Below are 24013 nucleotides of genomic sequence, written 5' to 3' on the forward strand. Positions count from 1 at the left end.
CTATGCTTCTCTATAAGGCTATCGTCTTTCTTCCGCTGATCGGAGCGATCATCGCCGGTCTGTTCGGCCGCCAGATCGGCGCCAAGGCTTCCGAATACATTACCAGCGGCCTGATGGTGATCGTCGCGATCCTGTCGTGGACCGTCTTTTTCAACGTGGCGCTTGCCCATGGCGAAGGCCATGAGGTCATCAAGGTTTCGGTGCTGCGCTGGATCCAATCCGGCGGCATCGACGTCGAATGGTCGCTGCGTATCGACACGCTGACCGCCGTCATGCTGGTCGTCGTCAACACGGTGTCGACGCTGGTGCACATCTATTCGATGGGCTACATGCACCACGATCCGCATCGGCCGCGCTTCTTCTCCTATCTGTCGCTCTTCACCTTCGCCATGCTGATGCTGGTGACCTCCGACAACCTGCTGCAGATGTTCTTCGGCTGGGAAGGCGTGGGTCTCGCCTCGTACCTGCTGATCGGCTTCTGGTTCAAGAAGCCCTCGGCCAATGCAGCCGCGATGAAGGCCTTCATCGTCAACCGCGTCGGCGACTTCGGCTTCATCCTCGGCATTTCGGGTGTCTTCGTGCTGTTCGGCTCGATCAATTTCGAGACCATCTTCGCAGCCGCGCAGACTTATTTGCCGCACGAGGGTGCGGAAGCCGGCGAAGCCGTCATCAATCTCTTCGGCATGAACCTCGACAAGGGACACGCCATCACTGCCATCTGCCTGCTGCTCTTCATGGGTGCCATGGGTAAGTCGGCCCAGTTCCTGCTGCACACCTGGCTACCGGACGCGATGGAAGGCCCGACTCCGGTTTCGGCCCTTATCCATGCCGCAACCATGGTTACCGCCGGTGTCTTCCTCGTCGCCCGCATGTCGCCGCTCTTCGAACTGTCGCCGGATGCGTTGACTGTCGTCACCCTGATCGGTGCGATCACCGCCTTCTTCGCTGCAACCGTTGGCCTCGTGCAGAACGACATCAAGCGCGTCATCGCCTATTCGACCTGCTCGCAGCTCGGCTATATGTTCGTGGCGCTCGGGGTAGGAGCCTACGGTGCGGCCGTGTTCCACCTGTTCACACACGCCTTCTTTAAGGCCTTGCTGTTCCTTTGCGCCGGCTCGGTTATCCACGCCGTCGATGGCGAGCAGGACATGCGCTACATGGGCGGCCTGCGCCCGCACATCAAGGTGACCTTCCTGATGATGCTGATCGGTACGCTCGCCATCACCGGCGTCGGCATTCCGTTCACGCCGGTCGGCTTCGCCGGGTTCTTCTCGAAGGACGTCATCATCGAGGCGACTTACGCTTCGCATTCCCCGCTCTCGGGTTTCGCCTTCACCCTTCTGGTGGTCGCTGCCCTGTTCACCAGCTTCTATTCCTGGCGTCTGATGTTCTTGACCTTCTTCGGCAAGCCGCGGGCTTCCGCCGACGTCATGCATCATGTGCATGAATCGCCGCAGGTCATGCTGGTGCCGCTCTACATTCTGGCGGTCGGTGCGATTCTCGCGGGCTGGATCTTCGAAGGCCGCTTCTATGGCGAGGAGTATCTCGAATTCTGGAAGGGCGCGCTGTTCACCGCGGAACACAACGAACTCCTGCACGAGTTCCACCACGTGCCGGCCTGGGTTGCTCTCAGCCCGTTCATCGCGATGGTTCTTGGCTTCGTGACCGCCTGGTACATGTACATCAAGTCGCCTTCGACGCCGAAGAAACTGGCCGAACAGCATCGTGTTCTCTACCAGTTCCTGCTCAACAAGTGGTACTTCGACGAACTCTACGACTTCCTCTTCGTTCGCTCCGCCAAGGCTCTTGGCCGCTTCCTCTGGAAGAAGGGTGACATCGGGATCATCGACACCTATGGCCCGAACGGCGTTGCAGCCGGCGTCGCCGACGTGACCCAGAAGGTCGTACGCCTGCAGTCGGGTTACCTCTATCACTATGCCTTTGCGATGCTGATCGGTATCGCAGCCCTCGTTACCTGGATGATGCTCGGGAGTTCCTTCTGATGACCGATTGGCCCATTCTCTCGACGGTCACCTTTCTGCCGCTCGTCGGCGTTGTGCTCCTCCTCCTGACACGTCAGGATTCTGCCCAGGGTCGCCGCAATATCCTCAATGTGTCGCTGCTGACGACGGTGTTCACCTTCGTGGTGTCGCTCTTCGTCTGGATCGGGTTCGACAATTCGAACCCGGGTTTCCAGATGGTCGAAAAGCATGAATGGCTTAACACCGGCATCGCCTATCATGTCGGCGTCGACGGCATTTCGATGCTCTTCGTCATCCTGACCACGCTGCTGATGCCCTTCTGCATCCTCGCAAGCTGGCTCTCGGTGGAAAAGCGCATCAAGGAATACATGATTGCCTTCCTGCTGCTCGAAACGCTGATGATCGGCGTCTTCGTTTCGCTGGATATCGTTCTCTTCTATGTGTTCTTCGAAGCAGGCCTGATCCCGATGTTCATCATCATCGGTGTCTGGGGCGGCAAGGATCGCGTCTACGCATCCTACAAGTTCTTCCTCTACACGCTGCTCGGCTCGGTGCTGATGCTGCTCGCCATCATGGCGATGTACTGGGATGCCGGCACGACCGACATCACGCAGCTCCTCAGCCATAAGTTCCCGGCCGGCATGCAGACATGGCTTTGGCTGGCCTTCTTTGCGTCTTTCGCCGTGAAGATGCCGATGTGGCCGGTTCATACCTGGCTTCCGGATGCGCACGTTCAGGCTCCGACCGCAGGCTCGATGATCCTGGCCGGCATTCTCCTGAAGCTCGGCGGCTACGGCCTGTTGCGCTTCTCTGTCCCGATGTTCCCGCTGGCTTCGGATTATTTCGCGCCGCTGGTCTTCACCCTGTCGGTCATCGCCATCGTCTACACCTCGCTGGTGGCGCTGATGCAGGAGGACATGAAGAAGGTCATCGCCTACTCCTCCGTGGCGCATATGGGCTATGTGACCATGGGCACCTTTGCGGTCAACACCCAGGGCGTTCAGGGCGCGATCTTCCAGATGATTAGCCACGGCTTCGTCTCCGCCGCGCTGTTCTTCTGCGTCGGCGTGATCTACGACCGTCTCCATACCCGTGACATCGCGGCCTATGGCGGGCTCGTCAACAACATGCCGAAATATGCCGTCGCCTTCATGATCTTCACCATGGCGAATGTCGGTCTTCCGGGAACCTCCGGTTTCATCGGCGAATTCCTGACCCTGATCGGCGTCTTCCGCGCCAACACCTGGGTCGCCCTCTTCGCCGCCACCGGGGTCATCCTTTCAGCCGGCTATTCGCTCTGGCTCTATCGCCGGGTCGTGTTTGGTGCGCTCGAAAAAGACAGCCTCAAGGCGATGCTGGATCTTTCGCTCCGCGAGAAACTCATCCTCTACCCGCTGATCGCGCTCACCATCTTCTTCGGCGTCTATCCGGCTCCGATCTTCGATGCGACGGCTGCGTCGGTGGAGCTTCTGGTGAACAACTATTCCACGGCTATCGAGGCGGCACGTAACGTGGCGCTTGCAGTGAACTGACGACAGGATCCCTTGGACATGACCGCTGAAACACTCCTTGCAAGTCTGCATCTGGTCACGCCGGAACTGATCCTCGCGGTTGGTGCGCTGGCGTTGCTGATGATCGGCGTCTTCGCTGGCGAAAAGTCGGCGACGACGGTAACGGGCCTTGCCGTGGCATTGCTCATCATCTCCGGTGTCTGGCTGGTCCTGGTGCCGGCGGAAGGTTCCGCCTTCGGCGGCGCCTATGTCGCGGACGGCTATGCCCGTTTCATGAAGGTGCTGGCGCTGATCGGCTCGATCACCGCGATGATTATGGCTGTCGGCCACGCGCGCTTCGATCATCTCGACAAGTTCGAATTCCCGGTCCTTCTGGTTCTGGCGACCCTCGGCGTCATGCTGATGATCTCCGCCAACAACCTGATTTCGCTCTATCTTTCGCTCGAACTGCAGTCGCTGGCGCTTTACGTGGTCGCCGCCATCAATCGTGACAGCCTGCGCTCGACGGAAGCCGGCCTGAAGTATTTCGTTCTCGGCGCCCTGTCCTCCGGCATGCTGCTCTACGGCATGTCGCTGATCTACGGCTTCACCGGCAATATCGGTTTCGTGGAAATCGCCGGGGTGCTGGCGGGCGGTGGCGCTTCGCTCGGCGTCATCTTCGGCCTCGTGTTCCTGCTCGCGGGCCTGGCATTCAAGATTTCCGCCGTGCCGTTCCACATGTGGACGCCGGATGTCTATGAAGGCGCACCGACTCCGGTGACGGCATTCCTCGCCGCAGCGCCCAAGGTCGGTGCCATGGCGATCCTGGTGCGCATCGTGATCGATGCCTTCCAGCCGATCTTCGACCAGTGGCAGCAGATCATCGTCTTCATCTCGATTGCGTCCATGCTGCTCGGCTCCTTCGCCGCCATCGGCCAGCGCAACATCAAGCGACTGATGGCCTATTCGTCGATCGGTCACATGGGGTATGCGCTGGTTGGCCTTGCTGCCGGCAATGACACGGGCGTCAGCGGTGTCGTCATCTACATGATGATCTACCTTGTCATGACGCTCGGCACCTTCGCCTGCATCATGGCGATGCGCCGCAAGGAAGGCGGCAATGTCGAGAATATCGAAGATCTTGCGGGCCTTTCCACCACCAAGCCGTTCATGGCCGTTGTGATGACCGCGCTCATGTTCTCGCTGGCCGGCATCCCGCCGCTTGCGGGCTTCTTCGGGAAGTATTTCGTCTTCATCGCCGCCATCGAGGCCAAGCTTTATGCGCTTGCCATTATCGGCGTGCTCGCTTCGGTCGTCGGTTGCTATTACTACCTTCGCGTCGTGAAGGTGATGTGGTTCGACGAGGCCAAGGGCGAATTCACCCGCATCGCCGGCGAGCTTCGCCTCGTCTTCGGTCTCTCCGGTCTGTTCGTCGTCGGCTATGTTCTCTTCGGCGGTCCGCTCGGCACGGCCGCGGAAGCGGCAGCTAAGACGCTCTTTAATTGAGCGTGGTCGGTAACGGAGGCCGGATCTCGCTCGACGATTTCCGGCATGAGGCCCTCGGCGCCGTCGCGTCGACCAATACGGAATGTCTCGCCCGCGCTCGCGCGGGCGATTTCGGTTTTCTCTGGATCACCGCCGAAAGCCAGACCGGTGGCCGCGGGCGCCGCGGCCGTCCCTGGATGTCTGAACCCGGCAACCTCTATGCGTCGCTGCTCCTGATCGATCCGGCGCCGGTCGAGCGACTGCCTTCACTGCCGCTCGCGGTTGCTCTTGCCGTGCATGGGGCGATCCGCCATGTGCTGCCTGCGGGTGCTCTGCCGCTCGAGGTCAAGTGGCCGAACGACATACTCATCGGCCGGCAGAAGACCTGCGGCATTCTGCTGGAAGGCGAGCGTCTTGCCGATGGCCGGCAGGCGTTGGTGATCGGCATAGGCATCAATATCGCCAACAAGCCGGATGCGCCGGCCTATCCGGTGACCTGCCTTGCGGAACATGGCGCTGCCGTCGCGCCGGAAGTCCTGTTTGCCTATCTCTTCTCGGAAATGGCGGAGGTTCTCTCCATCTGGGACAGGGGCAGGGGGATCGGCGAGATTGTCGAATTGTGGCGCAAGGTCGCTTGTGGCATCGGCGAAAAAATTACGGTGAACCTGCCGGACCGTTCGATTTCCGGCCATTTTGCCGGAATCGATGATAAGGGAATGTTGATCCTCGACCGTGGCCCAGAGGGGCGCATGGCGATCGCCGCCGGCGATGTTTTTTTCGGGTGAGATGGAACTAGAAGAGTAATGGCGAAGAACGAAGAATTGGTATTTCTGCCCCTGGGCGGTGTTGGCGAAATCGGCATGAACCTGGCGCTCTACGGCTACGGCACGCCGTCGAACCGGCAGTGGATCATGGTCGATTGCGGCGTCACCTTTCCCGGTCCGGAACTGCCCGGTGTCGATCTCGTCCTGCCCGATGTCGGCTATATCGAAGCCGAGAAGAAGAACCTCAAGGCGATCATCATCACCCACGCCCATGAGGACCACTACGGTGGCCTGAACGACATCTGGCCCGGTCTAAACGTCCCGGTCTATGCTTCCGGCTTTACCGCCGGCATGCTGGAGGCCAAGCGCGACTACGAAGGCACGCGCGCCGAAATCCCGGTGACGCCGTTCAAGGCGGGCGATGTCATCAATGTCGGCCCGTTCTCGATCGAGGCCGTCGGCGTCAACCATTCCATTCCAGAGCCGATGTCGCTGGTGATCCGCACCCCGCTCGGCAATGTCGTCCATACCGGCGACTGGAAGATCGATCACAATCCGTCGCTCGGTCCGCTAACGGATGAGGCCCGGTTCCGCGCCATCGGCGACGAGGGGGTTCTTGCCCTGCTGTGCGACAGCACCAACTCCATGCGCGATGGCGTCTCCCCATCGGAAGAGGAAGTGTCCGAGGGCCTGCGCCAGATCATCGAGACCGCCGAGGGGCGGGTGGCCATCACCACCTTTTCATCCAATGTCGGCCGTATCCGGTCCATCGCCCAGGCTGCGGAAGCTGCCGGTCGCGAGGTGCTGCTGCTCGGCAGTTCTTTGAAGCGGGTCGTCGCGGTCGCGGACGATCTCGGGCTGATGGAGGGTCTCAAGCCCTTCATCGCGGAGGACGAGTTCGGTTTCATTCCCCGCGACAAGATCGTCATTATCCTGACCGGCAGCCAGGGCGAGGCCCGCGCCGCGCTGGCCAAGATAGCCCGCGACGAGATGCGCCATGTGGCTCTGACGGCAGGCGATACCGTCGTCTTCTCCTCGCGCACCATTCCCGGCAACGAAAAGGCCATTCTCGAGATCAAGAACGGTCTGGTGGAGCAAGGCATCCACATCGTCACCGACAGCGAGGCGCTTGTGCATGTATCCGGCCATCCGCGTCGCAACGAACTCCAGCAGATGTATGAATGGACGAGGCCGCAGATCCTCGTGCCCGTCCACGGCGAGGCCGCGCACCTGATGGCCCAGATGGAACTCGGCCTTCAGTCCGGCATCAAGACCGTGCCGCGTGTGCGCAACGGCGATATCCTGCGCCTCGCTCCCGGACCGGCGGAGGTCATCGATCAGGCGCCCTTCGGCCGCATCTACAAGGATGGAAAGCTGGTCGGCGATCTCGATGAGATGGGCATATCCAACCGACGAAAGCTCTCCTACGTCGGCCATGTGGCGGTCAACGTGCTGCTCGACAGCCGTTACGAGTTCATGGGCGATCCCGACGTCGTTCCCTTCGGCTTGCCGGAATACGACGACGAGGGCGAGGCCATGGAGGACACGCTTTATGATGCCGTTCTCGGTGCCGTCGAAAGTATTCCGAGGGCGCGCCGGAAGGATCTCGAAACCCTGCGCGAAGCGGTCCGCCGCGCTGTCCGCGCCGCCGCCAACGAGGCCTGGGGCAAGAAGCCTGTTGTCACCGTATTCGTGACCAAAGTCTGAGTGACGGGGGGCCGCGCGCTGGTATAGGTTCGCGCCGCTCACTTTCAGGAGATTGCCATGCTCGGACGAGTAAACCACGTCGCCATCGCCGTACCGGATCTCGGAGCCGCGACCGCATCCTACAGGGACACGCTCGGCGCCAGGGTCTCGGAACCGCAGTCCCTGCCGGAACACGGCGTGACGGTTGTCTTCGTCGAGCTGCCGAATACCAAGATCGAATTGCTGGAGCCGCTGGGCGCGGACTCCCCGATTGCAGCCTTCCTCGCCAAGAACCCGGCCGGCGGCATGCATCACATCTGCTACGAGGTCGAGGACATCCTGGCGGCCCGGGACAAGCTGGCAAGCGGCGGCGCCCGCGTTCTGGGCAGTGGCGAACCGAAGACCGGCGCCCACGGCAAGCCGGTTCTGTTCCTGCATCCCAAGGACTTCCACGGCACCCTGATCGAGCTTGAACAGGTCTGAAGTCAGCCGTTCCGTTTGCCCGCCGGCCGGAGCTGGCTTATATCTTGCCTGTTGCCGGCGGACATGATGCGCCCCGGCTGAAAACGGGAATCATATCGATGCAATTCGTTTCGGCCTTCGCCGTCTACTTCGTCATCTGGTGGATTACGCTCTTTGCCATTCTGCCGATCGGCATGAAGACACAGGCCGAGGTCGAAGAGGTGGTTCCCGGCAGCGTCGAAAGCGCGCCGGCGCGCTTCCGGGGCGGCAGGGTCGTCTTCTGGACGACGCTCGTGTCGGGCCTGATCTTTGGTGGCTGGTATGCCGCATCGACCTGGTTCGGGATCGGCATCGACAGCCTGCCGAACATCGTACCCAAATTCGATTGACCCGATTGAGGCCCGGCATCCGGCGCAGTCGAGTCGGGATGTCGCGCAAAGGCAAAAAAAAACAAGGTCCGAAGACCTTGTTCTAATTCTCGCGTGATCCTTCACCAATTAAGGGGCTGCGAACAAGCGCGCCTAAGATCTGATCCTCCCAAGACTTGACCGCGAATTAGACAAGAATTTAAGCTCCTTGCCTCTTTTGTAAGCTAAACTAGCCCAAGAAGTGCGCCTTGTCACCACATTTTTTGCAAATTTGCTACAGTTACCAAAAAAAATCCCCAACCGCGTAAATGTCGCAGCTTCGACATAAAACGCGTGCTTCGCCATCGTCTCCACAGTGCCGCAAATGTGTTCGGGCGAGGCTCCCCGACACCGGTGGACGCCTTGCCGGATGCGGGTTTTCTTCGTGAAAGGAAACCGCTATGTACGCTTCGGGAAGCACCCTCGTAATCGCTGATTCCGCCGATCTGGCGGGAAAACCAACGTCTGGAACCCTGTTATGCGTCTGTCGCGCTACTTCTTGCCGATCCTGAAGGAAAATCCGAAGGAAGCCGAAATCGTCTCCCACCGTCTCATGCTGCGTGCCGGCATGATCCGCCAGCAGTCCCAGGGCATCTATTCCTGGCTTCCGCTCGGCAAGCGCGTGCTCGACAAGGTCAACGGCATTATCCGCGAGGAACAGAACAGGGCCGGCGCCATCGAGATCCTGATGCCGACGCTGCAATCTGCCGAACTCTGGCAGGAAAGCGGTCGTTACGACGACTATGGCAAGGAAATGCTGCGCATCAAGGACCGGCAGGAGCGCCCCATGCTCTACGGTCCGACCAACGAGGAAATGGTGACCGACATCTTCCGGTCCTACGTCAAGTCCTACAAGGATCTGCCGCTCAACCTCTATCATATCCAGCTGAAGTTCCGCGACGAGATCCGCCCGCGTTTCGGCACCATGCGTTCGCGCGAATTCATGATGAAGGATGCCTATTCCTTCGACCTGACGATGGACGAAGCGGTTCATTCCTACAACAAGATGTTCGCCGCCTATCTCCGCACCTTCTCAAGGCTCGGTCTGCGGGCGATCCCGATGCGCGCCGATACCGGCCCGATCGGCGGCAATCACAGCCACGAATTCATCATTCTCGCCGATACCGGCGAATCGGAAGTCTTCTGCCACAAGAATTTCGTCAATTTCGACATTCCCTCGGAAGACACCGATTTCGACGATGTCGCCGGTCTGAAGAAGATCTTCGACCAGTGGACCTCGGTCTATGCCGCGACGTCGGAAATGCACGACGAGGCCGCATTCAATGCCATCCCCGAGACCGATCGCCTCTCGGCGCGTGGTATCGAGGTCGGCCATATCTTCTACTTCGGCACAAAATATTCCGAGCCGATGGGCGCCAAGGTGCAGGGTCCCGACGGCAAGGAACACACTGTCCACATGGGATCCTATGGCATCGGCCCGACCCGCCTTGTTCCCGCCATCATCGAAGCATCGCATGACGAGAACGGAATCATCTGGCCGGCCTCGGTCGCTCCGTTCGACGCGGTGGTTATCAACATGAAAGCCGGTGACGAACAGTGCGACGCGGCCTGCGAGCGGCTCTACCAGGCGCTTTCCAATGCCGGCAAGGACGTGCTCTATGACGACACGGACGACCGCGCGGGTACGAAGTTCGCCACAGCCGACTTGATCGGTGTGCCGACCCAGGTGATCGCCGGCCCGCGCTCGGTCGCCAATGGCGAAATCGAGCTCAAGGATCGCAAGACCGGTGCGCGCGAGACGATGACGGTCGAGGCGGCCATCAACAAACTGGTCGGCTGACGGCCGGGGCGAGGAGACCACATGACGAGTGCAGTCGCCGGCAACGCGACGGAAGCGGCCGAGCAGGGATCTGTCGGCCGGCCGTTTTCCGCCTTCGAGCGAATGGTTGCCTGGCGCTACCTGCGCGCCCGCCGAAAGGAGGCCTTCATCTCGGTGATCGCCGGTTTCTCTTTTGTCGGCATCATGCTCGGCGTCGCAACGCTCATCATCGTCATGGCGGTGATGAACGGTTTTCGGACAGAGCTGATCTCCCGCATCCTCGGCATCAACGGTCATATGATCGTGCAGCCTGTGGATGGCCCACTCGAGAATTATGCCGATCTCGCCCAGAAATTTTCCGCCATTCCGGGCGTGACCATGGCTCTGCCGCTGGTCGAGGGACAGACGCTCGCCTCCGGCCGCGCGGGCGCCGGAACTGGCGCGCTCGTGCGCGGCATCCGGCCGGACGACCTGACCAAGCTTTCCGAGGTTTCCGGCAATATCCGCCAGGGCGATCTGGTTGGTTTCGCTGCCGGGCAGGGCGTCCTGATCGGCTCGCGCATGGCCTCGGAACTCGGCGTCGGGGCAGGCGACACGATCACGCTCGTCTCCCCGGAAGGCGATGTCACCCCGCTCGGGGTCAACCCACGGGTCAAGTCCTATCCGATTTCCGGCGTTTTCGAGATCGGCATGTCGGAATACGACTCCTCGATCATCTACATGCCGCTCGAGGAATCCCAGCTGTATTTCAATGCCGAAGGCATCGTTCAGTCGATCGAGCTGTTCGTGTCCGATCCGGATGCCATCGACGAACTGCGCCCGAAGATCGAGGAGGCCGCCGGTCGCCAGATTTTCATCACCGACTGGCGCCAGCGCAACCAGACCTTCTTCTCCGCCCTGCAGGTGGAGCGCAATGTGATGTTCATGATCCTGACGCTGATCGTGCTCGTCGCCGCGCTCAACATCATCTCGGGCCTCATCATGCTGGTGAAGGACAAGTCCAGCGACATCGCCATCCTGCGCACCATGGGGGCGACGTCCAGTGCGGTGATGCGGATTTTCTTCATGACGGGAGCCGCCATCGGTACGGCGGGTACTTTTGCCGGCGTGCTGCTCGGTGTGCTCGTCTGTCTCAACATCGAATCCATCAGGCAGTTCTTTTCCTGGGTCTCCGGCACGGTCCTCTTCGATCCGGAACTCTATTTCCTCAGCCAGCTGCCGGCCGACATGAATTTCGGCGAGACGGTTTCTGTCGTCGTCATGGCGCTCAGCCTTTCCTTCCTGGCGACGATCTTCCCGGCCTGGCGCGCCTCGCGCCTCGATCCGGTCCAGGCCCTCCGCTACGAATAAGGAAACGTCCGATGGCCTCCAAGACTGTTCTTTCGCTTTCCGGCATCGACCGCCATTACGGCCAGGGGGACACCCTGCTCGGCATCCTGAAAGGGGCGGATTTCAATCTTCGTAGCGGCGAGACCGTGGCCCTGGTGGCGCCGTCTGGAACCGGCAAGTCTACGCTCCTGCATGTGGCGGGTCTGCTCGAACATCCTGATGCGGGCGAGGTCACCATCGGCGGCGTTGCCTGCCAGGGGCTCTCCGATGACCGCCGCACGGCGATCCGCCGCAATTCGGTCGGCTTCGTCTACCAGTTCCATCACCTCCTGCCGGAATTCTCCGCCCTCGAGAATATCATGATGCCGCAGCTGATCGCGGGACTTTCGAAGCAGGAGGCGCGTGAACGCGCGTCGCAGCTCCTCGATTACATGCGCATCGGTCACAGGGCCGATCACCGGCCGGCCGAATTATCCGGCGGCGAGCAGCAGCGCGTGGCGATTGCCCGCGCGGTGGCCAACGCACCGTTGGTCCTGTTGGCCGACGAGCCCACCGGCAATCTCGATCCGGAGACGGCATCCTACGTCTTCTCAGCGCTGGAGGCGCTGGTGCGCCAGTCGGGGCTCGCCGCCCTGATCGCCACGCACAATCATGAACTGGCGGCTCGGATGGACCGCTGCGTGACCCTGATCGACGGAAAGGTCGCGGATTACAGCGCCTGACGCAGGCCCCGCCGCCGGCTCGCTCTCTCTCTTTTTACATGGACCCGGCCTGATCGATCGGTCACGGCCCCGCGTGGCCGCAGATCTCTTCCTTTACGTCGCTGAGCGACCGTCATGACGTCGGCCGTCTTCCGGAACTCTGTTCCTGTTGCATTCGGCCGTCAGCTTTTTTTTGGTTGACATGTGAACATATGTGGAACAAAATAAAAACATAAAAAGTAGGAGAGAGCCATGACTGAAATTCTTCGTGATGTCGCCGCATTCGCCTCCATTACTATGTTCGTCGCCAGCATGTCGGTGTTTCTGATGGCGCTTTGACCATCGCACCATTTCTGTAGAGATCGCCGAGGCTTCGCCGAACCGGTCTGGACTTCACGGCTCGGTCGGTCGAAAATCGGACCGAGTCTTGGTAAGTTGAGGATCGGACAGAGATGGGTGATATGGCCGCCGCGGAAGCAGGTACGGGCGTCGTAAAAGGCGGTCCTGGCTTCGTCCACCTGAGGGTGCATTCGGCCTATTCCCTGCTCGAAGGCGCTCTGCCGCTCAAGAAGATCCTGGGCAAGGCCGTCTCGGATGACCAGCCCGCCATCGCGATCACGGACACCAACAATCTCTTCGTTGCGCTCGAATTTTCGCAAAAAGCGGTCGGGGACGGCATTCAGCCGATCATCGGCTGCCAGTTGTCGATCGACATGGAGGATGCCGACGGCGAAAAGCGCGTCGGTCATGGCGCAGGCTATCCGGCCATCGTGTTGCTTGCGGCCGACTCCGAAGGCGCGGAACGTCTCGTCGATCTTGTGAGTCGCGCCTATCTCGGCGGGGATTCAAGCCAGGCGGTACATATATCGGTCTCCTGGCTGGACGAGCTTGGGACCGGCGGCCTGATAGCCCTGACGGGCGCCGCCAAGGGGCCGGTGGATATGGCCTTGAAGGATGGGCATCGGCCATTGGCGGAAGCGCGGCTTTCGACTCTGAAGCGGCTGTTCGGCGACCGGCTTTATGTCGAATTGCAGCGCCATGGCGACTATGATCGCGGTCACGAGCGTCGCATGGTGTCGCTTGCCTACGCGCACGATCTTCCGCTCGTGGCAACGAACGAGGCCTTCTTTCCGACCCGGGCCGATTACGAGGCGCACGACGCCCTGATGGCGGTTGCCCATAACGCGATCGTGTCGGACGATAGCCGTTTCCGCCTGACGCCGGATCACTACCTCAAGAGCCGCAAGGAGATGTGCGAACTGTTCGCCGATCTGCCGGAGGCGCTCGACAATACGATCGAGATTGCCCGGCGATGCTCGTTCATCCTCGATACGCGCAAGCCCATCCTGCCGCGCTTCGCCGGTGTCGGCTCCGATGCGGAGGAGGCCGAAAGGGCAGAGGCCGAGGAGTTGCGGCGCCAGGCGGTCGAAGGCCTCGAACACCGCCTGTCCGCGCTCGGCATGGCCGCCGGCTTCGAGGAAAAGGATTATCGCGAACGGCTTGAGTTCGAGCTCTCGATCATCGAGCGCATGAAGTTTCCGGGTTACTTCCTGATCGTTTCGGACTTCATCAAATGGGCGAAGCAGCATGACATTCCGGTCGGCCCCGGCCGTGGTTCGGGCGCGGGGTCGCTCGTTGCCTATGCGCTGACCATTACCGACGTCGATCCGCTGCGCTTTTCGCTGCTGTTCGAGCGCTTCCTCAATCCCGAACGCGTCTCGATGCCGGACTTCGATATCGATTTCTGCCAGGACCGCCGCGAAGAAGTGATCCGCTACGTGCAGCGGAAATACGGGCGCGAGCAGGTGGCGCAGATCATTACCTTCGGTTCGTTGCAGGCGCGCGCCGCGCTTCGCGACGTCGGCCGCGTGCTCGAAATGCCCTACGGTCAGGTCGACAAGATCTGCAAGCTCGTGCCCAACAATCCGGCGAACCCGACGCCGCTTTCCAAGGCGATCGAGGAGGAGCCGAAGCTGCAGGAGGCTGCCGCCGAGGAACCGGTCGTTGCCCGCCTCCTCGACATCGCGCAGAAGATCGAGGGTCTTTATCGCCACGCTTCGACCCATGCAGCCGGCATCGTGATCGGCGACCGGCCGCTGTCGAAACTCGTGCCGATGTATCGCGATCCGCGTTCCGACATGCCGGTCACCCAGTTCAACATGAAGTGGGTCGAACAGGCGGGCCTGGTCAAGTTCGACTTCCTCGGCCTGAAGACGCTGACGGTTCTGAAAACGGCCGTCGATTTCGTCCGCCGCCGCGGCATCGAGGTCGATCTCTCGGCGATCCCGCTCGATGACAAGAAGACCTACGAGATGCTGTCGCGCGGCGAGACGGTCGGCGTGTTCCAGGTGGAAAGTGCCGGCATGCGCAAGGCGCTGATCGGCATGCGCCCCGACTGCATCGAGGACATCATCGCGCTCGTGGCGCTCTACCGTCCGGGACCGATGGAGAACATCCCGGTCTATAACGCCCGCAAGCACGGCGAGGAGGAGATCGAGTCCGTCCATCCGAAGATCGATTACCTGCTCAAGGAAACGCAGGGCGTTATCGTCTACCAGGAACAGGTCATGCAGATCGCCCAGGTGCTGTCGGGCTATTCGCTCGGCGAAGCCGACCTTCTGCGCCGCGCCATGGGCAAGAAGATCAAGGAGGAGATGGACAAGCAGCGCGCCCGCTTCGTCGACGGCGCCGTCGAGAACGGCGTGTCGAAGAACCAGGCGGATGTCATCTTCGACCTGCTCGCGAAGTTTGCGAACTACGGTTTCAACAAGTCGCATGCCGCCGCCTACGCCATCGTTTCCTACCAGACGGCCTATCTCAAGGCGCATTATCCGGTGGAATTCCTCGCCGCGACCATGACTTACGATATGGCCAACAGCGAGAAGCTGAACGACTTCAGGCAGGATGCAGGCCGGCTCGGCATTGCCGTCATCCCGCCATCGGTGCAGACGTCCTACCGTCGTTTCGAGGTCGGCGAGAACCGGATCTATTACGCCCTGGCCGCCATCAAGGGGGTCGGTGATTCCGCCGCGGAGCACATCGTCGAGGTCAGGGGCGACAAGCCCTTTGCTTCCATCGAGGATTTCTGCCTGCGCATCGATCCGAAGCAAATCAACCGGCGCGTCTTCGAAAGCCTGATATCGGCAGGCGCCTTCGATTGTTTCGGTCATGACCGCGCCCAACTGGTCAACGGTCTCGACCGCATTCTTGGTTATGCCCAGCGCGCCCAGGAGAATGCTGTCAGCGGCCAGTCCGACATGTTCGGTTCAGGTGGCGCGAGCGGACCGGAGCGCATCTCGTTTCCGGCCTACAATGCCTGGCTGCCCTCGGAAAAGTTGCTGCGCGAATTCCAGGTCCTGGGTTTCTATCTGACGGCCCACCCGCTCGATTCCTATCGGTCACTGCTCGAGAAGATGCGCGTGCAGACCTTCGCCGATTTCTCCCAGTCCGTGCGTCAGGGCGCGACGGCGGGACGGCTGGCGGGGACTGTCATCTCCCGCCAGGAGCGCAAGACCCGCACCGGTAACAAGATGGGCATTGTCACGCTGTCGGATTCTTCCGGTCAGTACGAAGCCGTGCTTTTCTCCGAGGGGTTGAATCAGTACCGGGATCTTCTCGAGGCGGGCAAATCGCTGGTCATCACGGTCCAGGCCGACGAACGCCCAGAGGGTATCGGTCTGCGCATCCAGACGGCGCAGTCGCTCGAGGAAAAATCCGTGCAGATGCAGAAGACGCTGCGTGTCTATGTGCGCGACAGCGGACCACTGAAGACGGTAGCGGCGCATCTCAACACGCGCGGCGACGGCCTCGTCTTCTTTATTGTCATCAAGGAGGACGGCAAGCGGGAGATCGAGGTTGAACTGAACGAGAAATACCGGATATCCCCGGAGATCGCGGCGGCCATGCGGGCCGCCCCCGGCGTGGTGGATGTCGAACTCGTCTGACCGATAGCCGGGGGCCCATACGGACACGCAAGGGTCCCGACGGGCACGGTCAGCCGGCCTCCGAGTCCTCTCCGACTTTCACGACGATCTGTCTTTTCCGTGCGGGTCGCTACCTCAACCTTTTCGGGCGAGATGGGTGATCGTGATGAAATCGGTTCCTGGGCCGGTTTCCGGGCTGATACCGTTGTCGGAAATGGTGATCGAACTGCCTTCGCTCAGCATTTCCTCGATGCGCCGACGGATGTCGTCGGGAATCTGGATGCGATCGAGGGCGCTCGCCGCATCGTGGATGGCGGTATCGCCGGCGGGAGCCGTGATGCCGAGACGCTTCATCATTTTCGGCGGCAGATCGTTTTCGAGCGTCACCGCATGCCATTCCGCCTTGCCCGAGAGCCGGTTGACGTCGGTCGCCTCGATGAAATGCGTACCGAGCGCGATTTCGGGATCGCTGATACCGATGGGAGCCTCGAAGACGGGCTTGAAATCCCGCCGCACCATGATCTGGCCCCTGGGCGGCTCGCCGCGGCCGGCGCTTTTGTAGAGCGCCTCGACGAATTCCGGCGTGATGAGTTCGCCCCTCGTCGAAAGTCCTTTCCAGCGCTTGAAGCCATTGACCGCCGAGATCGTCAGTTCGCCGATATGGCCGTCCGGCAGGCCTGCATCGAAACCGAGTTCGCGCAGAAGCGTCTGGGCGTCGAGAACCGTTTCGCGCATGCCGCGGCGCGTGATGAGTATCCGCAGCGGCGAGGATTGCTCTTCCAGTACGACCTTGGCGGATGCGCCGGCTTTCGGCAGAACGTCAGCCATCGCCACCTGCACGGGTTTCAGCGAGGCGTCGATGGTGGTCGGCCGCAGCTCTGCATCCGACAGAAGCATGCCGTCCGGGGCGGGTATGCGCGGTGAAAACAGCGTTCTGTGGCTGATGCTCACGGGTTGCACGGGTTCGTCGGTGATGATGACATGCGCGCCCCGCTCGGTCATGGAGAACAGCGCCTTGGCGAAGGCGGCGGGCAGGCGCACGCAGCCATGGGATGCGGGATAATTCGGCACGCTGTTCGATTCATGCAGCGCCACGCCGGACCAGGTGATACGCTGCATCCACGGCATCGGCGCGTTCGAATAGAGGTTGGATTCGTGATATTTGCGCTTCTCGAGGATCGAGAAGATGCCGGATGGGGTCGTATGCCCTTGCTTCCCGGTCGAGACCCTCGACGTCGCCACGACCTGTCCGCCGTCATAGACGACGAGCGACTGATCGCTCTTGGAAACGAAGATCTGCAGGGTGCCGCCATTTCCCGCCAGGGCCGGAGAGGTGAGCGCGGTCGCACAAAGAAGGCCGATGGAAACGGCAAGGGACTTGAACATACGAAACGATCCCATACGCAATACAGTTCCGGCTAAAATAATTGCCGAAGTTTAAGGAAAGTTTGAAGGGGTTGCGGCCATCACAACCTTGTGTTCCGGCACGCCGCTGGCGCGCTCATCCTGCCCGGGGACTGCAAGATCGGCTCGCGACAACTCGATCTTCCTGTCGAAACGCATTGTTCGGGCGAATGAGCTGAGCCGTTCTACTGCAATGCTTAATTTGGTGCGGTTTTTCTATGCCGGGCGGCCGGCGACAGGAGCTGGGGGCTTGCGAGAACAAGAAGAAGCGCGGCAAGCGGCATGGAGAAGCCGTAGCCGAGATGCTTGAAGCCCAGGGCACCAACGAGGCCTCCGAGGAAGAACATCGCGACCACGCGCAGGAGGATCCTGAGCTTGCGCATATCGGGCTGAACGCGCGGCAGCGCCGATTGCCGGCCGAAAAAACGGTAGGTGAGCTTGCCGAGTTCGATCCCGATGTCGGTTACCATGCCGGTCATATGCGTGGTGCGGATGCGGGCGCCCGAGATTTTCGTGATCGTGGCGTTCTGCAGGCCCATGATGAAGCAAAGCAGGGCCGCCACCCATATCCCGGCCTGCGGAATATGGCCGATCACCGGGCCGATGGCCCCGAAATTCAAAAGCAGGACGGCCTCGAATGCAATTGGATAGGCATATTGCTTGCGCCGGGCATTCCTGCGCCCCCAGTTGATGAGGATCGCCGAACCGCCGGCACCCGCCGTGAAGCTGAAAAGCATTATCAGCCCGGCGCCGACCAGCGTGAAAAGGCCGAGCGCCAGATTGTCGGCAACCGCCGAGATAACCCCGGACATGTGCGAGGTATATTGCCCGATCGCGAGAAAACCGCCGGCATTGGTTGCGCCCGCCACGAAAGCCAGCAAGGCTCCGAGGAGAAGATCGCTCGGCCCGGTGCGGCTATGGGCGGTGACGGTTCTGAAAATGCGAACTGGCAGGTGTCGATGCGGTGGCTGGCTCATGGGATCAGGTTGCCGACTCAGGCTTGTCGATGAAATGCGGAAGATCGCTGCCAAGATATACGACGGCGGCCCGTGCAGGAAATTCAAGTTTTGCCGTTTGTCATCCGTACAACGAAATGGAAGCGTTTTCCCGAGCCGGTGCCGATGTGCGTCGAGGCTGTGCGGCAAGCCCCATGCCGTTGCCGGCAGTCAGAGCTGGCATTACTTGTTGCCGCGGTCGAAGGTGTAGCCTGTCTGCACCGTGCCCTTTCCGAACTTGTCGCGAAGCTTGTCCATGGCGGCTTCCGCCTTGGCGCGTCGGCCGGCCTGTGCGTCGATCAGGTCGGGCGGGTCGGCGGTCGCGGCATCGGTAAGGTCCGTCACGCCGATGCCGATCAGGCGGTAGCGCGTGCCATCCGTTTCCTTTTCGAGCAGCGAGAGGCCGGTCCGGAAAATTCTGTCGGCAAGCTGCGTCGGATCGTCCAGCCGCCGGTTGCGCGTCCGGCCTTTGAAATCCGCTGTCTTGAGTTTCAACACAACGGTCTGGCCGGCAATCCCGCTTTTCTTCAGTCGCCAGGCGACCTTCTCGGACAAGGAGCGCAGGTGAACGACAAGATCCTCGTGGCGCCAGATATCTTCGAAGAACGTCGTCTCGGCCGAAACGCTCTTGGCTGGCTCGTTGAGATGGACCTCACGGTCGTCGATGCCGCGCGAGAGGCGGGAAAGCCTTTGGCCGATGGTGCCGTAGCGGCGCATCAGATCGGTTTCGTCCATCTCCTGCAACTGGCCGATGGTGCGGATGCCGTCCTTCTCCAGCGTCGCGGCAAAGGCTTTTCCGACGCCCCAGATCGTGGTGACGGGTCTCGGGGCCAGGAAGGAGAGCGCCTCTTCCTGGCCGATCACCGAGAAGCCACGCGGTTTCTGCAGGTCGGAAGCGACCTTGGCCAGGAACTTGCAATAGGAAAGGCCGATGGAAACGGTGATGCCGATTTCCCGCTCGACCTTGCGGGCGAAACGGGCGAGCACGCGCGCCGGCGGATCGTGATGCAGCCGCTCCGTACCCTTGAGTTCAAGGAAGGCCTCATCAATCGAGAGCGGCTGGACGAGCGGCGTCAGCTCCTCCATCATCGAGCGGATCTGTCGCCCCACACGGACATACTTCTCCATGTCCGGCTTGATGACCACCGCCTGCGGGCAGGCTTCCAGTGCCTTGAACATCGGCATGGCCGAGCGGACGCCATGGATACGCGCAATGTAGCAGCAGGTGGAAACGACGCCGCGTTTGCCGCCGCCGACGATGACGGGCTTGTCCGCAAGCTCTGGATTGTCGCGCTTTTCCACGGACGCATAAAACGCATCGCAGTCGATATGGGCAAGTGTCAGCCGATAGAGTTCCCGGTGGTAGAGAAGCCGCGGACTGCCGCAGGCTTTGCAACGCCTCAATCCTTCCGGCTGCCCGCGCAGGCAGTCGCGACAGAAGCCCGGAAAATCTGCATTGTCGGTCATCATTGCGAGAACAAAGGTTGAACATCGGAAGATTAGGCGCTAGCCTCCATCCTGACAAGTGAGGAGAGCGGTCTATGCAGCGGGATTTCTTCGCCCGAGCTTTGACACCGGATTTCTGGCCGGATTTCGAAAAGGTGATGGGACCCCAGGGGGCATGCTATGGCTGCTGGTGCACATATTTCCGGATGCCCGCGCCCGAGCGTCAGAAGGCCTCGGCCGATGAGAAGAAGGCTTTCATTCGCGCTCGGGTTGGACGGGAGCCGCCTCCCGGTATCATCGGCTACATCGATGGAGAACCCTTCGGATGGGTGCAGGTCGGGCCGAGGGCGGATGTACCGAACTGGAATTCACCGAGAACCGTGTCCCGCCCGCTGGAGGAGGCGGATGCGAAAGATCCCCGGGTATGGGCCGTTAGCTGCTTCATGATGACCAGCAAGAGGAGGGGGCAGGGTCTGAGCCATGCCTTGCTCGGCGCTGCCGTCGACTTCGCCAGGAAGAGCGGCGCCCGTCTTTTGGAGGCCTGTCCCATGCAGCGGGCCAAGCAGTCGAAATCGGTCAGTCTGTTTGTCGGGCCGGCCAATATCTTCGCAGCCGCAGGCTTTCGGGAGGTGGCCCTGCGTAAGGCCGGACGTCCGCTGATGCGGCTCGTGCTTGCCGACCCGGATCAGCCGGCGATGTGAGCGGCGACGAGGCTGCTGGCTTCCGCCCAGTCGCGCGCCTTGCGGACATGCTCGCCGGCGGCGGGGGCGAATTTGTGGATCTCGACCGGAGGGGGAAGATGGACGAGAAGGCATTCAGGCACATGCTCGCCGACAGAATGCAGATTGGACACCATGTCGTCGATGAAGGCGAGGGGGAGGGTTCGTCTTTTGTGAAGGCGTTCGACCAGGGGCCCCTTGGCTTCATCTGCCGCAATCATGGGATAGCGAAGGTCAAATCGGTCGAGCAGCCGTCTGCGGGCGGCGGCGTGTTTCGGCGGCATGGCGGTGAGAAACACGAGATCGGCCTGCCGGCTGATCCGGCCCAGCGCACCGACGGCTTCGGCAAACAGCGTTTGCCACGCTTCCTGGTCGGCAAAGAAGGCCTCGATCAGGGCGGTTACCACATCGTTCTCGAGAACGGTGTCATCAGCGGCGCTGACAATGTTGCCATGCAGCCGGAAGGAGCGGTGGATGAGGCGATGCCCACGGCTCTCGAGAAAGGTCTGGAAGGGGGTGACGAACTCAAGCACGACGTCGTCCACGTCGCAGACGACGAGCGGGCGGTCGGTGAGCGCTATGCCGTCGAGATCCGGCGCCATTCAGTATTCTCCCGAGCCGAGGGTCGGGCCGGTATAGTGCTGCGAGGCGCGGACCACGTCCTCCGGTGCCGTTCCCGTCGCTTCGCAGAAGGCGAGCAGCGTCGGTTCATGCGCCATCAGGAAATCCAGCATGCCGGCAAGGAAGGCCGGGTCCTTGATCGACTGGCGCAACTGATCGGGCCGCGTTCCGGACAGCGCAAGGAAACGCCCGAACATGTCCGGTTCGCCCGCGAGCCATGTCAGCACCGAGACTGCCGTTTCTTCGGCGGGAACGCCTATATTACTGTTTTTCATCGTTGCTTTCCGTATTGCCCCGGCGAGTTACCTATTTCTCAACCAAATCACCTTAGCATGTCGGGATACGGAAAGTGCAGACTGCTATCGGGAATTGACCGCTGGCGGGGCGCTGGAAGGGATCGAAGGACTGGTTTATGCCCAAGAAGGTAATGATTGTCGAAGACAACGAGCTGAACATGAAGCTCTTCCGCGATCTTATCGAGGCCTCCGGTTACGAGACGATCCAGACCCGCAACGGCATGGAAGCGCTCGATCTCGCCCGCAAGCACCGGCCCGACCTGATCCTGATGGACATCCAGCTTCCGGAGGTTTCGGGGCTTGAGGTAACGAAATGGCTGAAAGAGGACCCGGAACTGCATGTGATCCCGGTCATTGCGGTCACAGCCTTTGCCATGAAAGGTGATGAGGAGCGCATTCGTCAGGGCGGTTGCGAGGCCTATGTCTCGAAGCCCATCTCGGTGCCGAAGTTCATTGAGACGATCAAGACATATCTCGGTGACGCTTGAGGGGATGGTGAAGGATGACTGCGCGAATTCTTGTCGTCGATGACATCCCCGCCAACGTGAAATTGTTGGAGGCGCGGCTTCTTGCCGAATATTTCGACGTACTGACCGCCGACAATGGCCGCGACGCCCTCGATATCTGCGAGCGCACTCAGGTCGACGTCATTCTTCTCGATATCATGATGCCGGAAATGGACGGCTTCGAAGTCTGTGAACGGTTGAAGGCCAGCCCCCGAACTGCGCATATTCCGGTCGTCATGGTAACTGCGCTCGACCAGCCCTCCGATCGTGTGCGCGGCCTGAAGGCGGGCGCTGACGATTTCCTGACGAAACCCGTCAACGACCTGCAACTCATCTCCCGCGTCAAGAGCCTGGTGCGGCTGAAGACGCTCAGCGACGAACTCAGGATGCGTGCGGAAACCGCGCACGACATCGGCATGTTCGACCCCGTCCGCTTGAGTGACGGCCGGCTGGAAGAACAGGCGCAGATCCTGCTGGTCGACAGCCGCGCCGCCTCCCAGGAACGCATCATCAAGACCCTGAAGCCGATCGCGGTCGTCAGCGCGATGTCCGATCCCCAGGCTGCGGTCTTCGAAGCGGCGGAGAATTCCTTCGATCTGGTGATCGTCAACGGCAATCTGGAGGACTACGATCCGTTGCGCCTTTGCTCGCAACTGCGGTCCCTGGAGCGCACCCGCTTCATTCCGCTGTTGCTGATTACCGAGCATGGCGACGAACCTACGGTCATCCGGGCGCTCGATCTGGGCATCAACGACTATATCATGCGCCCCCTGGACCCGAACGAACTTGTCGCGCGCTGCCTGACGCAGATCCGCCGGAAGCGTTTCAATGACAGGCTGCGAAACAGCGTCAAGCAGACGATCGAGCTTGCCGTCACCGACGGGCTGACGGGCCTTCACAACCGTCGTTATCTCGACAATCATCTCAAGATGCTTTTTGCGCGGGCCAAGGCACGTGGCCGTCCTCTTTCCATCTGCATGACCGATATCGACCGCTTCAAGCAGGTCAATGACGGTTATGGCCACGATGCGGGTGACGAGGTGTTGAAGGAGTTTGCCTCCCGCATCCGTTCGACAGTCCGCGGTGCCGATCTCGCCTGCCGTTACGGCGGAGAAGAGTTCGTGGTGGTCATGCCCGACACGCCGCCGGATATTGCCGCGATGATTGCCGAGCGTTTGCGCGGCATCATCGAATCCCGGTCCTTCGCCCTGAAGTCGGCGGAAGGAAGCCTCGACGTTACGGCATCCATGGGCATCGCCTCGCTGGGGCAGGGGATCGAGACGCCCGAACAACTGCTGAAGCAGGCCGACCGCGCGCTCTATCAGGCCAAGGCTGGCGGCCGCAATCGCGTCGTCACATCGGCAGCCGCCTGAGAAACAGCCTCGCACTCCAATTTAAGCGGTTTCGATCCGTCGAGGGCTGTCAACCTCCCGTATTGGGGGATTGCGTCCGCGTTTTCCTTGAACCACTATCTTGAAAAGCAATGTGTCGCGCGATTTCCAGCCTTGGTCATCGCAAGGAAAATGACGCCGGTACAGTATCCGATGCCGACTCGATAAGCTCGCTTACTGGTTGTTTTTAAATTTCAGCTTTCTCGTAAGTCTTTCTCACGATTTTTTATGCATTTCGGAGTTTCTCCGGCATTTATTTGTGCTGGGAAATCGGTGCCATGTATCTGTATGGCGCTTCGAAACTGTGTCGTCGTGGCACGACAATGCGTTTTTTCTCAGATTTGCCCGAAAGTATTTTGGCTGAATATCGATGTGATCGGGAATATACCTATGTATTCGCCTTAATAAGAATAGTGCCGTTAGTGATGATTTTAACCATAGCGGTAACTCCAATTTAAAAGAGTTAAGAAAATGTTGATTTTTCGTCCGATTTGGAGGAAGTTGTCCTTAACAAGGAAAACGCCTCTGAAGAGGCAAGCGATACCCCATGATGCTCAGGTCCGCCGCATCTCCTGGGTCGTGGGGTCGGTCGGTTGACATGCAATATCAAAACGGTTCCTCGTGCC

General features: G+C 60.7%; 19 protein-coding genes. 14 read left to right on the forward strand and 5 right to left on the reverse strand.

Annotated features, from left to right (window positions below; genetic code table 11):
* The first annotated feature begins 2 nt into the window (after positions 1-2).
* From nuoL to dnaE, 11 genes are all read left to right on the forward strand, one after another.
* The gene (gene nuoL / locus J5N58_RS11770) at positions 3-2003 is read left to right on the forward strand and encodes an NADH-quinone oxidoreductase subunit L (RefSeq protein ID WP_244710883.1); all 2001 of its coding nucleotides are present in this window, start codon (positions 3-5) and stop codon (positions 2001-2003) included.
* Positions 2003-3514: an NADH-quinone oxidoreductase subunit M gene (locus tag J5N58_RS11775; RefSeq protein WP_112828920.1), complete on the forward strand. Its 1512-nt coding sequence runs from the start codon at positions 2003-2005 to the stop codon at positions 3512-3514. The genes nuoL and J5N58_RS11775 overlap by 1 nt, the downstream gene beginning before the upstream one ends.
* Before the next feature lie 18 nt (positions 3515-3532).
* On the forward strand, positions 3533-4978 hold the full coding sequence (gene nuoN, locus J5N58_RS11780; protein WP_113444042.1) for an NADH-quinone oxidoreductase subunit NuoN: 1446 nt from the start codon (positions 3533-3535) through the stop codon (positions 4976-4978).
* A gap of 2 nt (positions 4979-4980) precedes the next feature.
* On the forward strand, positions 4981-5742 hold the full coding sequence (locus J5N58_RS11785) for a biotin--[acetyl-CoA-carboxylase] ligase (RefSeq protein ID WP_244710960.1): 762 nt from the start codon (positions 4981-4983) through the stop codon (positions 5740-5742).
* An 18-nt stretch (positions 5743-5760) separates the two neighbouring features.
* Positions 5761-7428, forward strand: coding sequence for a ribonuclease J (locus tag J5N58_RS11790; protein WP_112828917.1), 1668 nt, complete (start codon positions 5761-5763; stop codon positions 7426-7428).
* A gap of 57 nt (positions 7429-7485) precedes the next feature.
* Positions 7486-7890 (forward strand): methylmalonyl-CoA epimerase, encoded by a 405-nt coding sequence (gene mce, locus J5N58_RS11795; RefSeq protein ID WP_112828916.1) that lies wholly within the window; start codon positions 7486-7488, stop codon positions 7888-7890.
* A gap of 98 nt (positions 7891-7988) precedes the next feature.
* Positions 7989-8258, forward strand: a complete 270-nt coding sequence (locus J5N58_RS11800; RefSeq protein ID WP_112828915.1) for a DUF1467 family protein — start codon at positions 7989-7991, stop codon at positions 8256-8258.
* 496 nt (positions 8259-8754) lie between these two features.
* Positions 8755-10077, forward strand: a complete 1323-nt coding sequence (gene proS, locus J5N58_RS11805; RefSeq protein ID WP_112828914.1) for a proline--tRNA ligase — start codon at positions 8755-8757, stop codon at positions 10075-10077.
* Between the two features lie 21 nt (positions 10078-10098).
* On the forward strand, positions 10099-11406 hold the full coding sequence (locus tag J5N58_RS11810; protein WP_244710886.1) for a lipoprotein-releasing ABC transporter permease subunit: 1308 nt from the start codon (positions 10099-10101) through the stop codon (positions 11404-11406).
* A gap of 11 nt (positions 11407-11417) precedes the next feature.
* Positions 11418-12107 (forward strand): ABC transporter ATP-binding protein, encoded by a 690-nt coding sequence (locus J5N58_RS11815; RefSeq protein ID WP_113444039.1) that lies wholly within the window; start codon positions 11418-11420, stop codon positions 12105-12107.
* A gap of 440 nt (positions 12108-12547) precedes the next feature.
* Complete coding sequence (dnaE, locus tag J5N58_RS11820) at positions 12548-16030, forward strand: DNA polymerase III subunit alpha (protein ID WP_244710962.1); 3483 nt, start codon at positions 12548-12550, stop codon at positions 16028-16030.
* Between the two features lie 114 nt (positions 16031-16144).
* Here the strand turns inward: dnaE and J5N58_RS11825 are convergent, their stop codons facing one another.
* The 3 genes from J5N58_RS11825 to J5N58_RS11835 all read right to left on the reverse strand — a co-directional run bounded on the left by J5N58_RS11825 (position 16145) and on the right by J5N58_RS11835 (position 19878).
* The gene (locus tag J5N58_RS11825; RefSeq protein WP_113444038.1) at positions 16145-17395 is read right to left on the reverse strand and encodes a L,D-transpeptidase family protein; all 1251 of its coding nucleotides are present in this window, start codon (positions 17393-17395) and stop codon (positions 16145-16147) included.
* A 215-nt stretch (positions 17396-17610) separates the two neighbouring features.
* Complete coding sequence (locus tag J5N58_RS11830) at positions 17611-18390, reverse strand: YoaK family protein (protein ID WP_112828910.1); 780 nt, start codon at positions 18388-18390, stop codon at positions 17611-17613.
* Positions 18391-18591: 201 nt separating this feature from the next.
* Positions 18592-19878: a DNA polymerase IV gene (locus J5N58_RS11835; protein ID WP_113437992.1), complete on the reverse strand. Its 1287-nt coding sequence runs from the start codon at positions 19876-19878 to the stop codon at positions 18592-18594.
* 71 nt (positions 19879-19949) lie between these two features.
* On the opposite strand from J5N58_RS11835, the gene J5N58_RS11840 reads away from it, so the two are divergent.
* On the forward strand, positions 19950-20555 hold the full coding sequence (locus J5N58_RS11840) for a GNAT family N-acetyltransferase (RefSeq protein WP_113448712.1): 606 nt from the start codon (positions 19950-19952) through the stop codon (positions 20553-20555).
* Here the strand turns inward: J5N58_RS11840 and J5N58_RS11845 are convergent.
* Together J5N58_RS11845 and J5N58_RS11850 are read right to left on the reverse strand one after the other, a co-directional pair.
* Positions 20540-21175 carry a hypothetical protein gene (locus J5N58_RS11845; RefSeq protein WP_244710888.1) on the reverse strand — a complete coding sequence of 212 codons (636 nt, stop codon included), beginning with the start codon at positions 21173-21175 and terminating at the stop codon, positions 20540-20542. The two genes, J5N58_RS11840 and J5N58_RS11845, sit on opposite strands and share 16 nt — an antisense overlap.
* The gene (locus tag J5N58_RS11850; RefSeq protein ID WP_244710890.1) at positions 21176-21469 is read right to left on the reverse strand and encodes a DUF3572 domain-containing protein; all 294 of its coding nucleotides are present in this window, start codon (positions 21467-21469) and stop codon (positions 21176-21178) included.
* Positions 21470-21606: 137 nt separating this feature from the next.
* On the opposite strand from J5N58_RS11850, the gene J5N58_RS11855 reads away from it, so the two are divergent.
* Both J5N58_RS11855 and J5N58_RS11860 read left to right on the forward strand, forming a co-directional pair.
* Complete coding sequence (locus J5N58_RS11855) at positions 21607-21978, forward strand: response regulator (protein ID WP_099057498.1); 372 nt, start codon at positions 21607-21609, stop codon at positions 21976-21978.
* Between the two features lie 14 nt (positions 21979-21992).
* Positions 21993-23369, forward strand: a complete 1377-nt coding sequence (locus J5N58_RS11860; RefSeq protein ID WP_112828905.1) for a PleD family two-component system response regulator — start codon at positions 21993-21995, stop codon at positions 23367-23369.
* Positions 23370-24013: the final 644 nt, after the last annotated feature.

The organism is Paenirhizobium cremeum, assembly GCF_022884085.1.
GTDB lineage: Bacteria > Pseudomonadota > Alphaproteobacteria > Rhizobiales > Rhizobiaceae > Allorhizobium > Allorhizobium cremeum.

What these genes read in the sequence shown, in the direction of transcription:
- nuoL (WP_244710883.1), top strand. Translation starts at nt 3, where the DNA reads ATGCTTCTCTATAAGGCTATCGTCTTTCTTCCGCTGATCGGAGCGATC.
- J5N58_RS11775 (WP_112828920.1), top strand. Translation starts at nt 2,003, where the DNA reads ATGACCGATTGGCCCATTCTCTCGACGGTCACCTTTCTGCCGCTCGTC.
- nuoN (WP_113444042.1), top strand. Translation starts at nt 3,533, where the DNA reads ATGACCGCTGAAACACTCCTTGCAAGTCTGCATCTGGTCACGCCGGAA.
- J5N58_RS11790 (WP_112828917.1), top strand. Translation starts at nt 5,761, where the DNA reads ATGGCGAAGAACGAAGAATTGGTATTTCTGCCCCTGGGCGGTGTTGGC.
- mce (WP_112828916.1), top strand. Translation starts at nt 7,486, where the DNA reads ATGCTCGGACGAGTAAACCACGTCGCCATCGCCGTACCGGATCTCGGA.
- J5N58_RS11800 (WP_112828915.1), top strand. Translation starts at nt 7,989, where the DNA reads ATGCAATTCGTTTCGGCCTTCGCCGTCTACTTCGTCATCTGGTGGATT.
- proS (WP_112828914.1), top strand. Translation starts at nt 8,755, where the DNA reads ATGCGTCTGTCGCGCTACTTCTTGCCGATCCTGAAGGAAAATCCGAAG.
- J5N58_RS11810 (WP_244710886.1), top strand. Translation starts at nt 10,099, where the DNA reads ATGACGAGTGCAGTCGCCGGCAACGCGACGGAAGCGGCCGAGCAGGGA.
- J5N58_RS11815 (WP_113444039.1), top strand. Translation starts at nt 11,418, where the DNA reads ATGGCCTCCAAGACTGTTCTTTCGCTTTCCGGCATCGACCGCCATTAC.
- dnaE (WP_244710962.1), top strand. Translation starts at nt 12,548, where the DNA reads ATGGCCGCCGCGGAAGCAGGTACGGGCGTCGTAAAAGGCGGTCCTGGC.
- J5N58_RS11825 (WP_113444038.1), bottom strand. Translation starts at nt 17,395, where the DNA reads ATGTTCAAGTCCCTTGCCGTTTCCATCGGCCTTCTTTGTGCGACCGCG.
- J5N58_RS11830 (WP_112828910.1), bottom strand. Translation starts at nt 18,390, where the DNA reads ATGAGCCAGCCACCGCATCGACACCTGCCAGTTCGCATTTTCAGAACC.
- J5N58_RS11835 (WP_113437992.1), bottom strand. Translation starts at nt 19,878, where the DNA reads ATGATGACCGACAATGCAGATTTTCCGGGCTTCTGTCGCGACTGCCTG.
- J5N58_RS11840 (WP_113448712.1), top strand. Translation starts at nt 19,950, where the DNA reads ATGCAGCGGGATTTCTTCGCCCGAGCTTTGACACCGGATTTCTGGCCG.
- J5N58_RS11845 (WP_244710888.1), bottom strand. Translation starts at nt 21,175, where the DNA reads ATGGCGCCGGATCTCGACGGCATAGCGCTCACCGACCGCCCGCTCGTC.
- J5N58_RS11850 (WP_244710890.1), bottom strand. Translation starts at nt 21,469, where the DNA reads ATGAAAAACAGTAATATAGGCGTTCCCGCCGAAGAAACGGCAGTCTCG.
- J5N58_RS11855 (WP_099057498.1), top strand. Translation starts at nt 21,607, where the DNA reads ATGCCCAAGAAGGTAATGATTGTCGAAGACAACGAGCTGAACATGAAG.
- J5N58_RS11860 (WP_112828905.1), top strand. Translation starts at nt 21,993, where the DNA reads ATGACTGCGCGAATTCTTGTCGTCGATGACATCCCCGCCAACGTGAAA.